18 protein-coding genes and 1 riboswitch are annotated in these 19,767 nt (G+C 48.0%); of the genes, 12 read left to right on the forward strand and 6 right to left on the reverse strand.

The genetic code is table 11. The features are described from left to right. Nucleotides 1-96: 96 nt before the first annotated feature. Nucleotides 97-252: a YqzM family protein gene (locus tag ABEQ74_RS15135; RefSeq protein ID WP_430122990.1), complete on the reverse strand. Its 156-nt coding sequence runs from the start codon at nt 250-252 to the stop codon at nt 97-99. Nucleotides 253-506: 254 nt separating this feature from the next. On the opposite strand from ABEQ74_RS15135, the gene trxA reads away from it, so the two are divergent. Together trxA and uvrC are read left to right on the forward strand one after the other, a co-directional pair. Then, nucleotides 507-824, forward strand: coding sequence for a thioredoxin (trxA, locus tag ABEQ74_RS15140; protein WP_009592891.1), 318 nt, complete (start codon nt 507-509; stop codon nt 822-824). Nucleotides 825-928: 104 nt separating this feature from the next. After that, entirely contained in the window at nt 929-2,932 is a 2,004-nt protein-coding gene (gene uvrC / locus ABEQ74_RS15145) for an excinuclease ABC subunit UvrC (protein WP_430123587.1), read from the forward strand. Here the strand turns inward: uvrC and ABEQ74_RS15150 are convergent. Further along, nucleotides 2,904-4,589, reverse strand: a complete 1,686-nt coding sequence (locus ABEQ74_RS15150) for a CPBP family intramembrane glutamic endopeptidase (RefSeq protein WP_430122991.1) — start codon at nt 4,587-4,589, stop codon at nt 2,904-2,906. The genes uvrC and ABEQ74_RS15150 overlap by 29 nt on opposite strands. A 310-nt stretch (nt 4,590-4,899) precedes the next feature. After that, a riboswitch (cyclic di-AMP (ydaO/yuaA leader) is annotated at nt 4,900-5,045 on the forward strand. Nucleotides 5,046-5,109: 64 nt separating this feature from the next. Between ABEQ74_RS15150 and ABEQ74_RS15155 the strand changes: the two genes are divergently transcribed. Together ABEQ74_RS15155 and ABEQ74_RS15160 are read left to right on the forward strand one after the other, a co-directional pair. After that, a complete protein-coding gene (locus tag ABEQ74_RS15155) occupies nt 5,110-6,450 on the forward strand; it encodes a TrkH family potassium uptake protein (RefSeq protein ID WP_430122992.1) in 1,341 nt (446 codons plus the stop codon). Nucleotides 6,451-6,465: 15 nt separating this feature from the next. After that, complete coding sequence (locus ABEQ74_RS15160; protein WP_430122993.1) at nt 6,466-7,140, forward strand: potassium channel family protein; 675 nt, start codon at nt 6,466-6,468, stop codon at nt 7,138-7,140. An 85-nt stretch (nt 7,141-7,225) separates the two neighbouring features. Here the strand turns inward: ABEQ74_RS15160 and ABEQ74_RS15165 are convergent, their stop codons facing one another. Next, on the reverse strand, nt 7,226-8,131 hold the full coding sequence (locus tag ABEQ74_RS15165; protein ID WP_430122994.1) for a LysR family transcriptional regulator: 906 nt from the start codon (nt 8,129-8,131) through the stop codon (nt 7,226-7,228). A 263-nt stretch (nt 8,132-8,394) separates the two neighbouring features. Here ABEQ74_RS15165 and ABEQ74_RS15170 point away from each other — a divergent pair, with 263 nt between their 5' ends. The 5 genes from ABEQ74_RS15170 (at nt 8,395) to ABEQ74_RS15190 (ending at nt 13,498) form a co-directional block, all read left to right on the forward strand. Then, nucleotides 8,395-9,063 carry a succinate dehydrogenase cytochrome b558 subunit gene (locus ABEQ74_RS15170; RefSeq protein ID WP_054404199.1) on the forward strand — a complete coding sequence of 223 codons (669 nt, stop codon included), beginning with the start codon at nt 8,395-8,397 and terminating at the stop codon, nt 9,061-9,063. Nucleotides 9,064-9,079: 16 nt separating this feature from the next. Next, nucleotides 9,080-10,825 (forward strand): succinate dehydrogenase flavoprotein subunit, encoded by a 1,746-nt coding sequence (gene sdhA, locus ABEQ74_RS15175; protein ID WP_053491590.1) that lies wholly within the window; start codon nt 9,080-9,082, stop codon nt 10,823-10,825. Nucleotides 10,826-10,844: 19 nt separating this feature from the next. Then, a complete protein-coding gene (gene sdhB / locus ABEQ74_RS15180; protein ID WP_054404197.1) occupies nt 10,845-11,609 on the forward strand; it encodes a succinate dehydrogenase iron-sulfur subunit in 765 nt (254 codons plus the stop codon). A 120-nt stretch (nt 11,610-11,729) separates the two neighbouring features. Further along, nucleotides 11,730-12,530 carry an aminoglycoside N(3)-acetyltransferase gene (locus ABEQ74_RS15185; protein ID WP_430123588.1) on the forward strand — a complete coding sequence of 267 codons (801 nt, stop codon included), beginning with the start codon at nt 11,730-11,732 and terminating at the stop codon, nt 12,528-12,530. Nucleotides 12,531-12,808: 278 nt separating this feature from the next. Continuing rightward, nucleotides 12,809-13,498 carry a potassium channel family protein gene (locus ABEQ74_RS15190; protein ID WP_430122995.1) on the forward strand — a complete coding sequence of 230 codons (690 nt, stop codon included), beginning with the start codon at nt 12,809-12,811 and terminating at the stop codon, nt 13,496-13,498. Nucleotides 13,499-13,640: 142 nt separating this feature from the next. Here ABEQ74_RS15190 and ABEQ74_RS15195 read toward each other — a convergent pair whose 3' ends face one another. Continuing rightward, nucleotides 13,641-15,020, reverse strand: a complete 1,380-nt coding sequence (locus ABEQ74_RS15195; RefSeq protein WP_430122996.1) for an aldehyde dehydrogenase — start codon at nt 15,018-15,020, stop codon at nt 13,641-13,643. Between the two features lie 91 nt (nt 15,021-15,111). Here ABEQ74_RS15195 and ABEQ74_RS15200 point away from each other — a divergent pair, with 91 nt between their 5' ends. After that, nucleotides 15,112-16,020: a metallophosphoesterase gene (locus tag ABEQ74_RS15200; RefSeq protein WP_430122997.1), complete on the forward strand. Its 909-nt coding sequence runs from the start codon at nt 15,112-15,114 to the stop codon at nt 16,018-16,020. 230 nt (nt 16,021-16,250) lie between these two features. Here ABEQ74_RS15200 and ABEQ74_RS15205 read toward each other — a convergent pair whose 3' ends face one another. Next, nucleotides 16,251-17,060, reverse strand: coding sequence for a histidinol-phosphatase (locus ABEQ74_RS15205; RefSeq protein WP_430122998.1), 810 nt, complete (start codon nt 17,058-17,060; stop codon nt 16,251-16,253). A 56-nt stretch (nt 17,061-17,116) separates the two neighbouring features. Further along, nucleotides 17,117-18,019 (reverse strand): LysR family transcriptional regulator, encoded by a 903-nt coding sequence (locus ABEQ74_RS15210; protein ID WP_430122999.1) that lies wholly within the window; start codon nt 18,017-18,019, stop codon nt 17,117-17,119. A 415-nt stretch (nt 18,020-18,434) separates the two neighbouring features. Between ABEQ74_RS15210 and ABEQ74_RS15215 the strand changes: the two genes are divergently transcribed. Beyond that, complete coding sequence (locus tag ABEQ74_RS15215) at nt 18,435-18,893, forward strand: chemotaxis protein CheX (protein WP_430123000.1); 459 nt, start codon at nt 18,435-18,437, stop codon at nt 18,891-18,893. A gap of 100 nt (nt 18,894-18,993) precedes the next feature. Then, on the forward strand, nt 18,994-19,767 hold the full coding sequence (locus tag ABEQ74_RS15220; RefSeq protein ID WP_430123001.1) for an SDR family NAD(P)-dependent oxidoreductase: 774 nt from the start codon (nt 18,994-18,996) through the stop codon (nt 19,765-19,767).

Raw genomic sequence — 19,767 nt, forward strand, 5'->3', positions numbered from 1 at the left:
TCCCCTTAGGGGGGAAACGTTAAAAAGTCTGATCCCGTTAGCGTAAAGAACACTATAGGATCAGACTTTTTATGTGGCACAAGGAGTCATCCGTAATTAGCCAACCAAGAACTTGATGATGACAAATCCGAAAAAGATGACGGTCATAAAACCGAACATACCAATAAAGCCCATCATCAAATCACCAAAGTCATTACGCGGCTCTTCATTGATATGCTCCCGTGGATCATTAAGACGTACGTTTACATCCATGGTGCTTGCCTCCTCCATAGGTGAACATGTCGCATGAACAAGAAAAAAATTGACATTTCCCCGACTTGTTACTAGTAGTATACCCAAAGGTCAAATCATTTGTAAAGATTGTGTGAAAAACCTCATTGCAGCTCTTTCTTAAGGTGAGTATATTTCACTTTTTCTGGTCCGTTGTGGTATACTAAATTCGTCGACTCATTCGACAAATATGCATCGCACTATACCTGATCTTATCCTGTGAGGAGGAGAATACAATGGCTATCGTCAATGTTACCGATCAAACCTTCGTGAATGAAGTTGAAGGCCAAGGAACGGTTGTAGTTGATTTCTGGGCGCCATGGTGCGGCCCTTGTAAAATGCTTGCTCCGATTCTGGACGAATTGTCTTCGGAACTCGGTGATGATGTAAAGATCGCAAAAGTAAACGTGGATGAGAATCCTGAATCTGCGGCACGCTTTGGCGTGATGAGCATTCCGACCATGATCTTCTTTAAAGACGGCCAGCCTGTCGATAAAGTAGTAGGTCTGAACTCCAAAGAAGCCCTGAAGGGCATCATTGCAAAACATCAATAAGCAGGACGCTTCATCAACTGCTTTCATACAGCGCCTTCGGTGTAACCCGGAGGCGCTTTGTGTGGTTACTATAGTATACAATCTCCTTGGAGAGGAGGATGAGTATGGATGACTTTGCCAACCTGCTTCAGGAGCAGGAGAAGGCCTTGGAGAATATCCGCCATAAGCTGGCATTGCTTCCGGACCAGCCGGGCTGTTACCTGATGAAGAATCGGGAAGGAACGATTATTTATGTGGGAAAGGCCAAGGTGCTGAAGAACCGGGTTCGCTCTTATTTTACCGGGAGCCATAATGGAAAAACCCAGATGCTTGTTTCGGAAATCCGTGATTTCGAATATATCGTAACAGGCAGCAACATGGAAGCTCTGATTCTGGAGTGTAACTTAATCAAGACCCATCAACCGAGATTCAATGTACTGCTGAAGGATGATAAAACCTATCCATACCTTAAAATAACGAATGAAGAGCATCCCCGCCTGGAAGTGACCAGAAGGGTGCTTAAAGATAAAGCAAAGTATTTTGGTCCTTACCCAAACGCTTATGCGGCACAGCAGACCAAAAAACTGCTCGACCGGATGTATCCCTTGCGCAAATGCGGTGTTATGCCCAAAGAAGTCTGCCTGTACTATCATATGGGGCAGTGCTTGGCACCATGCGAGAAGGAAGTACCGGAGAATGCATATGAAGAGATTACGGGAGAGATCACTTCTTTCTTGAGCGGCGGTCATGAAGAGATTAAGAAGGAACTGCAGCGAAAGATGCAGGAGGCCGCGGAAGAGCTGTATTTTGAACGGGCGAAGGAGCTTCGGGACCAGATCATACACATCGATACCTTAATGGAGAAGCAGAAGATAACGACAACGGATACCCGGGATCGCGATGTATTCGGTTATGCTGTGGATAAAGGCTGGATGTGTGTTCAAATTCTGTACATGCGTCAGGGAAAAATGGTGCAGCGGAACAAGTCGGTCTTTCCATTCTATGGTGATGCGCACAGCGACTTTATGTCATTCGTTGCCCAGTATTACAGTGACAATCCTGCACTGCCGCAGGAGATTCTGCTGCCGGGCCCGTTGCTACTGGAGGAAGCTGATTCAGGCGAGGCCATAGAAACCACTGCCGATGCTGAAGGTGAACGCAGCGCAGAGCATATAAAGGAATTGGGAACACAGGCTCCCTCGGTCTCATCCGAAGAGCATGAAGCGCTTGTTGAAGCCCAAGAGAAGAAAGCGGAGGCAGCAGGCATCGTGGATGCTGCTGGAGGCGCTGACGCCTTGCAGGAATGGCTCGGTGTGAAGGTGCATGTGCCGCAGCGCGGCTTGAAGAAACAGATGGTAGGCATGGCAACGGATAATGCGAAGGTGTCTTTGGATGAGAAATTCCGTTTAATTGAACGTGATGAAGAACGGACCTCCGTCGCGGCAGCCAATCTGGGTGAAGTGATCGGACTTGAATCATTGAACCGGATTGAGGCATTCGATAACTCCAATATTCAGGGAACCAATCCAGTATCGGCCATGGTTGTATTCACGAACGGGAAACCGGATAAGAAGGAATATCGTAAATATAAGATTCGCTCTGTCATTGGACCAGATGATTATGATACGATGCGGGAAGTAATCCGGCGGCGGTACGAACGCGTGTTGAAAGAGAATTTGCCGCTTCCCGATCTCATCGTAGTCGATGGAGGGAAGGGACAAATCTCTGCAGCCATCGATGTATTGGAGAATGAGCTGGGGCTGTTCATTCCCGTGTGTGGACTTGTAAAGGATGCCAAGCATAAAACTGCTCAGCTGATGGTTGGAGATCCGCCGGAGCCGGTTAATCTGCCCCGGGACAGCCAGGAGTTCTATTTACTTCAGCGGATTCAGGATGAGGTTCACCGTTTTGCGATTTCCTTCCACCGCGAACAGCGGGGGAAATCGATGGTGTCCTCCAAGCTGGATTCCATACCGGGCATTGGGGAAAAACGCCGTAAAATGCTGCTGAAGCATTTTGGCTCCATCAAAAAAATAAAAGAGGCTTCAGTCGAAGACTTCAAGCCCCTTTCAATCGGTGAGAAATTAGCAACGGAAATTCTTAATACACTTCGTGAGGAGGAGTCGTGATATACGGCTTCTCTTTTTTTGTTGGATTAAATCGGTAGATCGCATACGCGACAATGGCCGGAAGCACCATATAGAAAGCTCCTGTCAGAATGTTAGCGGTGTCCTTGAGCATAATCAGGCTGATGCCCATCAAGATGCTGTTGAAGATGACATGGGAGAACATAGCCGCCAAATAACCGTATTTCAGGAAAATGTAGCTGAACAGCAAGCCGATAATGACCAGCTCAATGGGCCTGGAAATGACCGGGTAGATAGGATATAGCGTGTGTCCCAGCGCCCAGATGAGCGATGTAATCAAGCTCGCCACAAAGGTATTGCGGACGATTTTCTTCACCATTCTGATACCAAACAGCCGGTAGACGGCCTCCTCGGATATACCGGCCAGCCAGGCCATCAATGGGAACATCCAAGGGTAGAGCATATTATAAGGCGATTGCGTCGCATCGGTGGTGGACCATGTATTCAAGGTGAGGCTCAAGACGATAAAGATAATGGATTGGATGCCAAGCAGGATAAAAGCCCATACATATCCCAGCTTCATACTGTTTAGTACATAATGTCCGTATCCGGGTTCTTTGGCACGCGGCCAAGGATTGAGTCCATCTTTTTTCCACAGTCCGTTGCCGCCGACAAGGGAGAAATAGAGCAGAGCCGAGAAAATGAGCGAATAGATCGCATAGAAAATCATCATCCCGATCAAGCCGGTTTGGGACATGCCTTGGGCTTTGAAAACTGGCATCAGATTATACGTATTCAACATCTGTATGACGAACAGCAGTGCTGACAGAAACAGTCCTCGCTTAAATGATGTATGGGTCCTCGTCTTCACGCTGTACACGATCGCAAGAATGCCAAGGATGAGGGTGAACAGGCCATACCCTGCGAGTGTCAACCATGTTGCATTCTTGGTCTGCTTGTTGACATAAGCCGAATGGGATGCAGGAACGGAGAAAAGCGGCTCATAGGAGCGCAGCTTTCCATCTTCGAAGGTAAATCGGAGCTCCAGCACGGAATCACCGATTTTGGATTCCCGGTCTGCATACCGGAGCCTGGGTTCCCCTTCCTTCGTCACCCGTTCAAGATGCTGCAGATCGTAACCCGCACGCTGAAGCCAAGGCTCTGCAAGTGCCTCTTTTTCGGCCAGGGTCAGGCCATCTTCAGCAATAAGCAGCATCTGCTTCTGTACATCTCCCGTGTTCAGCTCAATCCGGTCATAGCTGGAGCGGGCGTAATCATAGGAGAAGCCGACGATACCTGAATTCTGCATATGCACGTCCACGTTCAGCGCATCGCCTCCCGGCTCACTCAGACGAACGCGATATACGTCATAAGGATATTTGGCTTCATAGGTCTTGTTATAATCCTGAAGCTTCTTAACCTTAGCTAAATAGCCGTAAAGCTCGGATTTCGATTGATATGTAACCAAGGCTTCATCCGGGTTCGCAGCCGAAAATTGCAGCTGCTCAGAAGCAAATCTTGAGGCTGCCTGCCGAGCCTGATCCTTGGATATAATATCCGGCGATGCCATCTCGGCAGATTCGGGACTGAAGGTTGGAAAAACCTGAAATAACAGGAACAGGATCAGGCCGATTGCGGCAGGCACAAAAAGCTGTTTGAGATTGGGTTCCAGCTTCAAGGGCTCTCTTGCACGATTCATGAAATTCCTCCTCTAAAGAAAGTTGATATTCTACATATTCGAGTGGCCTGATTTCAGGTACACATCAACACATAAAGTCAATATAACATAGTTATGAATGTCATAAGCAGCTTATCCCAGTTTCAGAAATATTGAAATAAAACGATGAAAATGAATGAAAGATTTCGAAAACGTTAGAGAACCCTATGCTTGTATTCTTGAATATGCCCAATTCGCGTCCTTTTAAAGATTTTTTGGGTGAAAAAGGGCGTTGGGTTACGTTTCAGATTGCGTTATAATCACATCATGCTTTACGGAAAGTACAAGGAACTGAATATGCCAGCCGAATTTCGTATTGAAAATGGGGGAACCATGTAATTGGGGTGAATTTCATGATTCATAAGAATCATGAATAGGGCGACCTGTGGATATGCCCGAATCCGTCAGCTAACCTCGTAGGCTGCAGCACAGGAACCAGACCTTAGGGGCACTGCGTTTTCCAGTGTCTTTTTTCGTTGATTTTTTTTAAGAAGGTGACCGATTGAACGAGAAAATAAAATGGCTCACATTATCTCCTCCGCGCATTCTCGTGCTTGGCTTTGCAGCGATTATCCTGCTTGGGACTGTGCTGTTAATGCTGCCGATTTCAACGCGAACGGGGGAGTCTCTAGGATTCATAGATGCATTGTTCACATCGACATCAGCAACATGTGTGACGGGTCTGGTTGTGGTAGATACAGCGACGACATTCAGTTACTTCGGAGAATTTGTGATTATGCTGCTGATTCAGATCGGCGGCCTTGGATTTATGACGATGGCGACTCTGTTTGCACTGGCGTTCAAGAGACGCATCTCCCTCAAGGACCGGCTTATTCTGCAAGAAGCAATGAATCAGTCCTCTATGGAAGGAATTGTAAGACTCATTCGCAGGGTATTGTTGTATTCGCTAATTATCGAGGCTTGCAGCGCAGTTATCCTGACGATTCGCTGGGCGTTTGACATGCCGCTTGGGCAGGCGATTTATTACGGTATTTTTCATGCAGTTGCGATGTTTAACAATGCCGGATTTGATCTGTTCGGCGATTATCGGAGTTTGACTGGGTATGTATATGATCCGGTGGTTAATATAGTAGTCATGTTTTTGATAGTATCCGGCGGCATCGGTTTTATTGTGCTGTCCGATTTGATCGATTTCCGGAAGCAGCGGAAGCTGTCCCTGCATTCCAAAGTCGTGCTTACCACGACGGCTGCATTGCTGCTGGTCGGATTTATCATCATTTTTATCTTTGAATTTACGAATCCAAGAACGCTTGGTTCTCTGAACTGGGGCGGGAAATTCTTGGGTGCGATGTTCCAATCCGTAACACCGCGAACAGCTGGCGCGAATACGATAGATATAACCGGTCTTAGACAGGCCACGCAATTTTTTATCGTTATCCTAATGTTTATCGGAGCATCACCGGGATCGACGGGCGGCGGCATTAAGACAACCACCTTTACCATTATGGTTGGAGCGGTTATCGCCATGATGCGGGGACGTGAGGACATCGTCATGTTCCGCTACCGCTTGGCCCAGGAACGGGTGTTAAAGGCGCTGACTATTGTATTATTGGCCATTCTGCTTATTCTTACGGTATCGATGATTCTGTCTACGACAGAAGAAGGGGATTTTTTGAAGATATTATTTGAAACCACATCTGCTTTTGGAACGGTGGGTCTCTCCATGGGCTTAACGCCTGATTTGACCGTGTTTGGCAAGATCATGATCAGCCTCACCATGTTTGTAGGGCGATTGGGGCCATTGACGCTTGCTTATGCACTTGGGCGTAGAAAGGGTAAAGAATTGTATCGTCATCCGGAAGGTAAAATGATTATTGGATAAGGAGCATGGAGAGACATGAAACCAAAGCAATTTGCAATCATCGGTTTGGGACGCTTTGGCGCAAGCCTTGGACTCGAACTGATGGAACAGGGCTATGAGGTGCTCGGCATTGACCGGAACGAAGAGGTCGTCGAAGATATGAGCGAGCTGCTGACACATACGGTGGTAGCGGATGCTACAGATGAAGAGGTGCTTAAATCGCTTGGCATCCGTAACTTCGACTGCGGGATCGTTGCCATCGGCAACGATATCCAGATGAGCATCCTGTCGGCCATCCTGCTGAAAGAGCTGGGTGTAGGCATGGTTGTGGCCAAGGCGATATCTGTGCTCCACGGCCGGGCGCTGGAGAGACTAGGTGTGGACCGGGTTATCTTTCCAGAGCGGGACATGGGCATTCGGGTAGCTCACCAGCTTGTAACGCCCAATCTGCTTGATTATATCGAGCTGTCAAAGGATTATCTGATCGTGGAGATGACGGTCACGGATTGTATGGACGGGAAAACACTGAGCGAGCTGAATACAAGAGTACGCTATGGCGTCAGTGTAGTGGCTTTAAACAAAGCTTCCGGTATTATCGTGGCCCCAACAGCCATGGATGTAGTGAACTCGGGCGATATTATGGTTGTGATTGGATCCAACGATAATGTGGAACGTTTTGAGTCTGAAGTCGTGAATATGCTGGAAAAATAGATAAGTCATAACTAACAAAGTGAGCATGCAATTATATATAGTAGGAAAAAACCTGGCGGACATGAGTATACCGTCAGGTTTTTTGCTATTTTTTCTCCTCCAAATGTCGAAAAAGACCTTTGGTTTCTTCAATCCAGCGGCTCGCCGCTTTGCTCAGTTCAGAAGCTTGGCCGTAGATCAGTGAGGTCGTTCGTCGTGTCTCGATAAGTGCAGGAATATGCACATCGACGAGCCCATTGTCTGATAACAGCTGGGGCCTTAAATAGGATTTGGGCAGAAGAGCGGCTGCCTTGCAGGTCGGAATAAGCCGGACAATGGCTTCAAAGGAATCGATTTCCATCCGAATATCGGGCATGATGCCCCAGCGATGGAACAGATCATCCGTCAATTTGCGGTACCAAGTGCCCGTAGAGAAGATAATCATCGGCAAGCCTTGAAGTTGTTCAATTCCGACATCCTCGATTTCAGTTAATGGATGTGAGGACGGAATGACAAGCTCCAGGTGGTCATCAAACAGAGGAATGCAGTTTAACCCCGGCTGGTTGATGGAGGAAGCAACGATGCCAACGTCGACCCGTTTATCTTTGACATAGGATACGATCTCATGCGTCTTGCCGGTAATCAGTTTGATTTCAGCAGCGGGATGACGTTCCATGAAAGCATTAACTAAAGGGGGCAAGGTAGTCTGCAGCGTAGTCAGACTTGCACCCAGATTTATCGAAATTTGCTCTCCCTCGCGGTAATGGGCCAGCGTCTGCATGAACTTGAGCTGCTGCTGGCGCTGCTCCAAGGCGAAGGTGTACACAAGCTGTCCAATGGAGGTAAGCTCCAGCCGTTTGCCGCGCCGGTTAAACAGCTGCAGTCCCAGCTGGCCCTCCAGCTTGGCAATCTTCCTGGAAAGGGCAGGCTGAGATAAGTTAAGTAGTTTGGACGCCTGGTTTATGCTGGATTGCTCTACAACGACGGCGAACACGTCCAGTTCTTCAAACATGGAACTCCTCCTATATAAAATAAAGATGTGTAGAAAGATTGCTTATGCATAAAGATTATAACGTTTAATAATTATATTGCAATTCCATTATAAGATAAAAAGGAGTAACATGAGATATGACACAAGTTGTTCACACTATTGCCGAAATAGGCAGCTTTTTGTCGTTGCAACGGTTTTAAGCAGGACAGGTAAGTGTATTGTTCTGAGAATAGGAAAAGATTGAAAATGAAAACGCTGCACATTGGAAAGGGGAACGTCAACTGATGAAAGGGTATTATTCCAGAAAGCTTCATTCTTTACTCGGCATCATACCGCTTGGGGCATTCTTGCTCAGCCATATGATTTCCAACTTTAAAGCTTTCGAGGGTGGAAAGGAAGGCTTTGCAAGCGCGGTGAATTTCCTGAACAGCATGCCGCTGATTTTTTTCCTCGAGCTGTTCCTGATTTGGCTGCCACTTCTATATCATGGCGTCTACGGGTTGTACATTGCTTATCAAGCGAATAATAACGTAGGCAACTACAACTATGAAAGAAACATCCGCTTCACGATTCAGCGGATTACCGGCGTTATTACATTTGTCTTCATCATCTGGCATATGTACGATACACGCTTCCAGATCATGATCGGTAAAATTACACATGACGATCTGGGCGCAACGATGCACGGCATCATGAACAATCCGGTATTGTTTGCGCTGTATGTCATCGGTGTAGTATCGGCAACCTTCCACTTCGCAAACGGATTATGGGCTTTCCTCGTAAGCTGGGGGATCACAGTTGGTCCGCGTGCGCAGAAGGTATCCACATACATCTGCATGGGCTTGTTCGTATTGATGAGCGTGCTGTTTGTTCTTGCTATGACAGCATTCCGCGGTTCAGAATTTCAGGCTGCTACAGCAGCTTTCGATGTAGTTAAGACAGTCTTAAGTTAAGGGGAGTGAACCAATAATGGCATCATCTAATATTATCGTAGTGGGCGGCGGTCTTGCCGGTTTGATGGCAACCATCAAGGCAGCAGAAGCCGGAGCTCATGTTCATTTATTCTCACTTGTACCAGTTAAACGTTCTCACTCCGTGTGTGCGCAAGGCGGTATCAACGGAGCTGTTAATACGAAGGGTGAGGGGGACTCTCCTTGGGAGCACTTTGACGACACGGTATACGGAGGTGACTTCCTCGCGAATCAGCCACCGGTAAAAGCGATGTGTGAAGCGGCCCCGGGTATTATCCACTTGATGGACCGTATGGGCGTTATGTTTAACCGTACGCCGGAAGGCTTGCTCGATTTCCGTCGTTTCGGCGGAACGAAGCGCCACCGGACGGCATTTGCCGGAGCAACCACCGGTCAGCAGCTATTGTATGCGCTGGATGAGCAGGTTCGCCGCTGGGAAACTGCAGGTCTTGTGACCAAGTACGAGAACTGGGAGTTCCTGAATGCCATCATTGATGATGAAGGCGTATGCCGCGGGATTGCTGCCCAGGATCTGCGCACGATGGAGATCAAGGCATTCAAAGCCGAGGCCGTCATTCTTGCAAGCGGTGGCCCTGGTATTATCTTCGGAAAAACAACCAACTCGGTTATCAACACAGGAACCGCAGCCAGTGCCGTATATCAACAAGGCGTTCATTATGCTAACGGTGAGTTTATCCAGATTCACCCGACAGCCATTCCAGGCGATGACAAGCTCCGCTTGATGTCGGAATCGGCACGCGGTGAAGGTGGACGGATCTGGACCTATAAAGACGGCAAGCCATGGTACTTCCTTGAGGAGAAATATCCTGCTTACGGAAACCTGGTGCCGCGCGATATTGCAACGCGCGAAATCTTCTCCGTCTGCGTCGATATGGGACTGGGTATTAACGGGGAGAACATGGTTTACCTTGACCTGTCACATAAGGATCCTAAAGAACTTGATGTTAAACTCGGCGGTATCATTGAAATCTATGAGAAGTTCATGGGCGACGATCCGCGTAAAATCCCGATGAAAATCTTCCCTGCAGTCCACTATTCCATGGGCGGCATGTGGGTTGACTATAATCAAATGACTAACATACCTGGTTTGTTTGCAGCTGGAGAATGTGAGTATCAATATCACGGCGCGAACCGTTTGGGCGCCAACTCCCTGGTCTCCGCCATTTACGGCGGTATGGTGGCCGGACCGAAGGCCATTGAATATGTCAAAGGTCTGAAGAAGTCTTCCGAGGATGTTTCCTCTACAGTATTTGATCGTGCAGCGAAAGAGCAAACGAACAAATACGAGGGACTGCTCAAGATGGAAGGAACCGAGAATGCTTACGTGATCCATAAAGAGCTCGGGGAATGGATGACCAATAATATGACGGTTGTTCGCTATAACGACAAGCTGGAAGCTACCATCAACAAAATCAAGGAATTGAAACAGCGTTACCGCAATATCAATATGACGGATACTTCCCGCTGGAATAACCAAGGCGTGGCATTCACCCGTCAGTTGTGGAACATGCTGGAGCTGTCCGAAGCTATGACACTGGGAGCTCTTCTGCGGAATGAAAGCCGCGGTGCTCACTACAAGCCGGATTTCCCTGATCGTAACGATGAGGAGTTCCTCAAAACAACCAAAGCAACCTGGACGCCTGATGGCCCGCAGATTTCATATGAAGAAGTAGATGTTTCCTTAATCCCGCCGCGTGTTCGCGACTATTCGAAAGACAAGTAAGAAGAAAGGGGGATTTACGATGTCACAAACAGCAGCCGCTTCAAAAACTGTTAAGTTTATCATTACACGTCAGGACAATCAGGAGACGAAACCCTATACCGAGGAATTCGAAATCCCGTACCGTCCCGGTATGAACGTCATTAGTGCGCTGATGGAGATTCAGCGTAATCCCAAAAATGCGCAGGGTAAAGATACCGCACCCGTATGCTGGGACTCGAACTGTCTCGAAGAAGTGTGCGGAGCTTGCTCCATGGTCATTAACGGTAAGCCGCGTCAAGCCTGTGCGGCATTGATCGACAAGCTGGAGCAGCCGATTCGGATCCAGCCGATGAAGACATTCCCGGTTGTAAGAGACTTGGTGATCGACCGCAGCCGCATGTTTACTGCGCTCAAGCGTGTGAAGGCGTGGATTCCAATCGACGGCACCTACGATCTGGGACCTGGACCGAAAATGGCCGAGAAGAAGCGCCAGTGGGCTTATGAGCTCTCTAAGTGCATGACTTGCGGCGTATGTCTCGAAGCTTGTCCGAATGTCAACGAAAAAACAGACTTTATCGGACCAGCAGCCATATCCCAAGTTCGCTTGTTCAATGCTCACCCGACAGGTGAAATGAACAAGGAAGAGCGTCTGGAAGCGCTGATGCAGGATGGAGGCATTGAGGGCTGCGGTAACTCGCAGAACTGTGTGCGTTCTTGTCCGAAGGGCATTCCGTTGACGACGTCCATTGCGGAAATGAATAAAGATACAACCAAACAGCTGTTTAAACGCTGGCTGAGCGTTTAATCGCTTTTAGCTTCATCACAAGGCGTCTGACCGGAGCAACAACTTCGGTACAGGCGCTTTTTTTTCATTGTGTGTTAACATTTCATAGATTCTACAGGATATTAGATTGAGGTGAGTCATTTGATCATAGAAAGACCGATTACGATAAGAGATATTTGTGATGACCTGGCGGAACTGGGAGTACAGAAGGGAATGACGCTACTGGTCCATTCCTCGCTTAAAAGCCTGGGTGGATGGATCGTTGGCGGTGCGGAAGCTGTCATTCTCGCACTCGAAGAGGTTCTGGGTGAAGAGGGAACGCTGGTAATGCCGACGCAATCTGCAAACCTGACGAATCCAGAGACTTGGAGGTATCCTCCGGCGGACCCGAGGTGGTGGGAGCTGATTCGCGATGAAATGCCGCCATACGATCCGAATTTGATGGTCAGTACGGGGATGGGGATTATTCCGGAAACATTCCGCAAACAAGCAGGTGTCATTCGCAGTATGCATCCGCATGTCTCGTTTGCAGCGCGCGGGAGGCTTGCAGAAGCATTCATGCAAACTCATGCGCTGGACTATAGCTTGGGCGAAGCCTCGCCTCTAGCACGCCTGTATGATGCAGGAGCTTATGTATTGTTGCTCGGTACGGGCTATGACAACAATACTACTTTTCATCTTGGTGAGTACCGTGCAGATTGGGTGGGAAAAAAGGTAGTTACCGCTGATGCCCCGGTTCGTAGAGTGCAGGGAAAAACAGAATGGGAGGCCTTTCAGGATATCAACTATCATTCTGATGATTTTGAGGAGTTGGGCACCGCATTTGAAGCTCAATGTCCCAATGCATATAAGCACGGCCTTGTTGGCAAGGCTGATTGCGTTCTGGCAGACCAAAGATCAATGGTAGACTACGCAGTGCAGTGGTTGGAGGCTAACCGTTAATTTCCTGGCTCAACTGCGAGTTTAAGGTAACAGTTATCGGTGAGGTCGACAGCCGTCCAAGCATGCCCCTAACCATGCATCATGCGCACAAGGAGAAGTGCACACGATGTACAGGCTGGGGATGACGGTTCCAGGCTATAGGATGCTTACAAAGGACTTGAGATCTGTTGAAGCAGAATGCCAGTGACCTTCAGGTGTAAATATCCTAGGTTCAGGTTAATAGGGGGTAATGGTACAGCCCAGAGTTCTGGGATCGAGCTAAAGGAGGGGGCCTGAACATGTCTTGGTGGATGTGGCTGCTCAATATGATAGGACTTCTACTGTTGATCTATCTGTTCTACAGCATGGATAAAAAGTGGTCCAGCAGGCCTTTACTGCTTGCTCCACTGCTTATATACGTGCTGGTGTCCGTCGAGGATTTGCTTGGCTGGATCGATCTTATGAAAGTCGTGCCAGGCGAAGGCGGCATGCGCGCCCTGATCCTGCTGTTTGCATTAGGCTCCGTTATCTTTTATGTGCTGTATATATTCGGTCAGATAGCAGACTCTGTACATCAGCATGTAGACATGAAAACCACCTTGATCCGGATCAGCGTGGCGGCGGGGATGTGCATCTTGTTCTTCACGATGGTATATATGTCGATCTACAAGCTGTTTGGAGGGGTTTCCTTTGAAGGCAAAAATCTCGGTGAGGATATGGTAAGTCAGTTCATCACCTTTCTGTATTTCAGCATGGCGACATTTGTCACGGTGGGATACGGCGACGTTGCGCCAGTTGATAACACTTCCCGGCTGGTTGTGGTCATGGAGATTGCTTTTAGCTTCACAACCGTGGCTTATGCCTTGTCCATGCTGGGAACGCTGCGTCAGATGTTTAAACCTGGCGGCGAAGGTTTTGAACTGGAAGGATTGGAGGAGGGAAAGAAAGCGGTCATTCCACCGCACCGCAGAAAGCACAAAACGTTTTAAACAGGCGCACCCAGCGGGTGCGCCTTTAGTAATGACCGGGCCAACAGTCATCGATGTATTCCCCGAACCAGATATCGTGCGCATACCGAGCAGTGTGCATGAAGTAAAAAATCTCATGTAAAGCAAGCGAATTTAGCGGAAGTTAGGGTTTCATCAATTTTTTAAGAATGGCAAGTCCGTTCTTGGAAGGGTATCGGAATTTAAAATCAAATCGGTTGGTTTGCTTGAGCACGCTCTTCCTGTGGGAGAAGGTATGAAAGCTGTGTTCTCCATGGTAGGAACCCATCCCACTTTCGCCGACACCTCCGAATGGAAGGTAGGGAGTTGCGAGATGCATCAGAGTATCGTTCACACATCCTCCGCCAAAAGAAACCGAAGAAAGTACATAGTCCTGCACATCCTCATTCTCGGTGAAGAGATATAACGCCAGCGGCTTGGGACGGGCGTTAATGGCCTGAACCGCTTCGTGTATATTATCGTACGTGAGGATCGGACATAGCGGGCCAAAGATCTCTTCTTCCATGACAGGCATTTCCCAAGTGATGTCATCCATGATGGTGGGTTCAATAAGCAATCCTTCTCGGGAAGTATTCCCGCCATGACGCAGGGTGCCGTTGTTTAGAAATCCGGTCAGTCGTTCAAAATGCTTCTCTGACACGATCCGTCCATAGTCAGGATTGATCAGCGGATTCTCGCCATAGAAGGAAGTAATGGCTGTTTTCAAATGTGCGATGAACCTTTCTTTAACCTTGCTATGCACAAGAATATAATCTGGCGCCACGCAGGTTTGACCTGCGTTCGTATATTTGCCGAAAGCGATGCGGGAAGCTGCCAGGGCCAAAGGAGCATCTTCATGAACGATGCAGGGGCTTTTCCCTCCCAGCTCCAGTGTTACCGGAGTCAATTGTTTGGAAGCAGCCTCCATGACGATTCTGCCCACCTTGGTGCTCCCGGTGAAAAAGATATAATCCATCGGCTGCTTCAGCAGGCTTTCACTGACTTCAGGCCCTCCCTCAACAGAGGCCACATATTGAGGCTCGAATGTCTCTTCAATGATAGCGGTAATCAGTTTGGATACGCTGGGTGTCAGCTCGGAAGGTTTTACAATGGCTGTGTTCCCAGCAGCCAAGGCTCCGATCAATGGAGAAATGGCAAGCTGCCAAGGGTAATTCCATGGCACAATAATCAGTACATTCCCATAGGGCTCGGTATATACCATACTTTGGCTGCCGATATGTGTCAGTGCAGTTCTGACACGTCTCGGCTTGGCCCAGCGCTTCAGATTTTTTATGATAAAGGAAAGCTCCTTGTAGACCATCCCGATCTCGGTAGTGTAGGCCTCCTGCTCGCTTTTATTCAGATCTCTGCGCAGGGCTTCCACGATTTCGGACTCTTTGGCTATCAGGACTTGCCGCAGCTTTCTCAGCTGCTGAAGACGAAAATCCACCTCCCGCGTGATGTCTTGGCGAAAATAACGCTGTTGTGCTGAAACTATGGCGGCGATAGAATCGTTAACATTCATAGATAAGCCCCTTTCTCTTGCTATTCTATACATAGAAATAGCTGCAAGACCGTCAACTCTCATTCTTTATTATATAGGAGGCTGCCTGCATATGAGAAATCCAACCTCAAAAGTGGTTCCTGGCTCTGGACGAGAGAGGACAAAGGGAGCAGCGCGGCAAAAAAAGATGACGCGTCGTCAATTTCTAAAGTCAGGGGCAGCGATCATCTTGGGTAGCGGGGTTGCTGGCGGAGCTTACGCTTCCCTATGGGAACCGCATCAGCTCGACATAACGAGGCTGACGTTGACGATTCCTTCACTCCCGAGCGCTTTTGATGGTTTGAAGCTAGTACAGTTCAGTGATTTGCACTTGGGCTTTCAGGCTGGAGCGAAGGATGTGAAACGGGTAGTCCAAGCTATACAGGGTGAGAAACCGGATTTGATCTGTTTCACAGGCGATATGGTGGATAGGGATGCAGAGGAGATGAGGGCTGCGATTGAACCGTTTGCAGAGCTTACTGTACCTTTTGGAATGTACTCTATTCTGGGCAACCATGATTATAAGGACGTGAAGATGCTGGTAAGCTTGGAAGAGGAAGCAGGCTTTCAGGTGCTTCGGAATTCCGCCATCAAGTTGAGGCGAGGGAGTGCGGTCATCGCAGTGGTTGGGCTGGAGGATGGACTACGTGGTCTTCCAGATCCGGCTGCAGCCATCCAGGGGCTGCCCCAAGGGATGTTCAAGCTGCTCTTGATGCATGAGCCGGATTATGCGGATACGGCGTCAGCCCACTCATTCCAGCTTCAGCTCTCGGGACATAGTCACGGAGGTCAGGTACGCTTGCCCTGGGTGGGGGAGGTGCTTACGCCGCCAGGCGCGAGACGCTATGTGAAAGGCCTATATCATATCGGTTCTCATAGAATGCCGCTTTATGTAAACCGGGGGATCGGAACGACACAGCTGCCTATCCGTTTCTTGTGCAAACCCGAGCTTACTGTTCTTACACTGCGTTCCAAGCCGTAGCGAATACAGATAATTGAAGTGAATATTACAAGATGAAAATGATCATCGTAATTTGTTACACAAATGAAATATACCTGTTATCAAACCATAACAGCCACAGGTTAAACTTATCACATGACCCCCTTTTGAGAATATATAATGTTTTGGGACCCGGTAAACGGGTCCACTTTTTTTGGTCTTTTATAGTATATCCCATATAGAAACAACAAAAAAACAGAAGGAGTACCCCATCAAAGAGGTACAGTTACCTTCTGTTTTTGTTCGTAATAAACCCATTCTGTATATCCGATTTCTTTGAGCACCTTGGCCACTTCATCAAATTCGTCTCCGACACGGGACGGCTTATGAGCATCGGAACCAAATGTAATATCGACGCCATGATGATACGCAACTTCCAAAATAGCATTGGAAGGATACCAGCCGCCAGATAATTTGGTTTTGCCCGATGTGTTTACCTCGATTGCCAGGCCGCATTCGGCTATGACCCTTAAAGTCTCGTCAATGGCGGCATCCGTCATGATCTCGGAGAATGGCGGGTAATTGCCCTTCATGGCATCCATATGGGCAATGATTTGGAACATGCCGCTTCGGGCGGATTGGCGAATCAGGTTAAAGTACTCCTCTTTATCAGCAACCTGCTGCTCGGGAGTGAGCTTTTTCCAGCGATTCTTATTAAAGATGCTTATATCCCTGACATGATGAATGGAGCCGATAATGTAGTCAAAGGGGTGAGCGGATAATGCCTTTCGATATACCTCTGCATGTTTCGGGAAATAATCGGATTCGATCCCCAGCAAAACCTTGATTTTTCCTTCATACTCCTTCTTTAAAGCTAAAACTTCCTCAACATAGCCGGCAAGATCTGCTTTTGCCATGGAGATAGCCGGAAAAGGTTGTTCTTCAGGACTTCCGAAATAGGGAGTATGGTCTGAGATTCCAATAACTTGCAGATCTGCTGCGATGGCAGCCTCGATATAATCGCGAATATTGCCATCTGCATGTCCGCAGCGAAAATGATGGGTGTGCAGGTCAAATTTCATAGGTGCCTCCTTCAGTTTGCATACTTGCTTATTAGTTTATAGGAATGGATGCCGTGTTATTCACTGCTGATAAACTGTGTCTCCGGCATGCCTTTGAGATCACTGATGAATTGCCGCATGGCAGAGCTGACATAACGTCCGCTCTTATAAATTACCCCAACAGGGTGACTGACTTCCAGCTCACGCAGCGGAACGATCTGCAGCGTACCATTTCGCAGTTCCGTTGCGACGGATTGTTTGGAGATAATCGCAGCGCCCAAATTGATTTCGACCAACCGTTTAATTTCCTCGCTGCTTGATAGTTCCATGACAACCTGGGGAAGGATACCATGCTTCTTCATGACGTCATCGGCAAATCGGCGACCGACCGTGTCGCGTGTCAATAGAATAAGTGGGATTCCGCCCAATACCTCCATGTCTGCCGTAGACAGTTTGGCTAATGGATGCTGAGGAGATACAACGAGTTCAAAGGTATCGTAATACAGTACGGATGTGCTCAAGTTCGGATTCCGTTCGATCAAGTAACCGATTCCAATATCGATGAGGCCATTCTCTACACTATGATAGATTTGCGAAGATGCCATGGATTGAATGGTTGTTTTGATATGGGGGAATTGATCCTGGAAGTAGGAAAGTACACGCGGCAGGATCTGAATGGCTATGGAAGTCGTGGTGCCAAGCTGAATATGACCCTGAGGAGTTTGATCGAGATCGGATAATCGCTGTTTAAGCTCATCCACAATGCCGAGAATCTGTTCTGCGTGTTCCACGAAAACCTGTCCCCGATCCGTGAGTGTTACGGGCTGGCTGCGATCCACCAGCACAGTCTTGAATTCTTCCTCCAGGCTTTTGATCTGGGCGGACACCGCCGGTTGTGTCAGATTAAGAAGCTCTCCCGCTTTGCGGAAGCTCATCGTTTTGGAGATGGTAATTAGCGTTTCCAATTGGCTGATGTTCATAGCCTTCCTCCTTACTTGATTATGTTTTTCCGCTCATCTAGTTTGCTATCTGTATTTTAAATTATAGGTTATTCTCCCCGGGGGAGCAATGAAACGTGAAAATCAGCGGCCTAACCTTCGAAAAAAGGCGAACATCATGATAAATTCCATTCATTTGTTATTAAAAGATAAGGAAACCTTCCGATAATAGTAAAGTAGACATGAAAAAACGTGAGACCAAAGACCCGTTTGAGCGAAAGGAATATTTTCGTTAAGAGATATATTCATCGCATGTCAGCATGAAGAGACAGTTGTTGGAATAAGGGATACGCTATTTTGTGATGATTTAGTACGAGGTATCCATTATAATGATTAAATAAATAGGTGGGACTTTGGGACCCTGACCAACAACCCAGTGAAAGGGGAGTCACAAGGAATGAAAGCGGAAGTTATTAATCCTTTTTTAGAGTCCGCACGGCACGTTATCGAACAAGTCATACAGGTTTCACCCTCCACGGGGAATCTTGGGGTCAAAGAGATTGGATACATAGAGAATCATATCTGGATCCAAATCGGCATGACAGGTCAAATGAATGGTGACATCCTATTTGGAATTCAGGAGCAGGTAGCCCTGCAGATGGTATCGGTGATGATGGGCGGTTTTGTTATTACCGAAATGGATGAGATGGGACAGAGTGCGATTTCGGAGCTAGGTAACATGATCAGTGGCAATGCCAGCACGATTTTATCAAACCAGGGTGTAAGTGTGGATATTACTCCACCCAAAGTGATGAAGGCAGACAGCACCTCTATTCTTATTCAAAAGAAGGCACTTTGTATTCCGCTGAGGATGGAAGGCATCGGAGAACTGGATATTCAAGTCATGATTTCATAAAATAGGAGTAATGAACCCATAGCCGTGCATTCAGACAGCTCTAATCTGTTGTACTTGGGAATTAGAGAAATGTACAGGTGAAGAAAGGGATAATGAAATCATGCTGAAAAATAAAGTTGTCGTTGTTACGGGAGCCTCCAGCGGGATCGGCGCCTTGATCGCTGAGAAGTTGTCTGCGGAAGGGGCATATGTCGTTCTGTGCGCCCGTTCGGCAGATCGTCTGCAGGAAGTGGGTGCACGTATCTTGGGTCCTCACGAGCTGGCAACCATGGATGTTCAGCGCCCTGAGCAGGTGCAGACAGTCATGGAGGGACTTCTTAGGGAGCATGGCAGAATCGATGTGCTCATTAATAATGCCGGTTACGGCAAATTTGAAGCATTTATGGACATGCCCCAGGAAGAGTTTCAGGACATGATGGACGTCAACTATATGGGCATTGTACGCTGCACACAAGCGGTGCTGCCAGGGATGTTGGAGCGGGGCGAAGGCCAAATCGTTAATATAGCATCCATGGCGGGCAAGATTGGAACAGCCAAATCGACCGCTTATACAGCAACCAAGCATGCCGTGCTTGGATTGAGCAATTCACTCCGGCAGGAGCTCCGGCACACAGGCATTACCGTTTCTACTGTAAACCCGGGACCGATTGACACTCCGTTTTTTTCACTGGCTGATCCGACAGGCGGTTATGTGAAGAATGTAAGCTGGTTCATGATGAAGCCCGAGTATGTAGCGGATCAGGTTGTAAAGCTGGTGAAGAAGCGCAAGGAAGAGCTCAATCTTCCGAGAATTGCTTCACTCGGGATCAGGCTGTACCAGCTGTTTCCGAGGTTCGCAGACCGCGTGTCGTATAAATGGATGAATAAGAAATGA

The sequence above is a fragment of the Paenibacillus solani genome (assembly GCF_050475945.1).
In the GTDB taxonomy this organism is placed as follows: Bacteria; Bacillota; Bacilli; order Paenibacillales; family Paenibacillaceae; genus Paenibacillus_AQ; species Paenibacillus_AQ solani_A.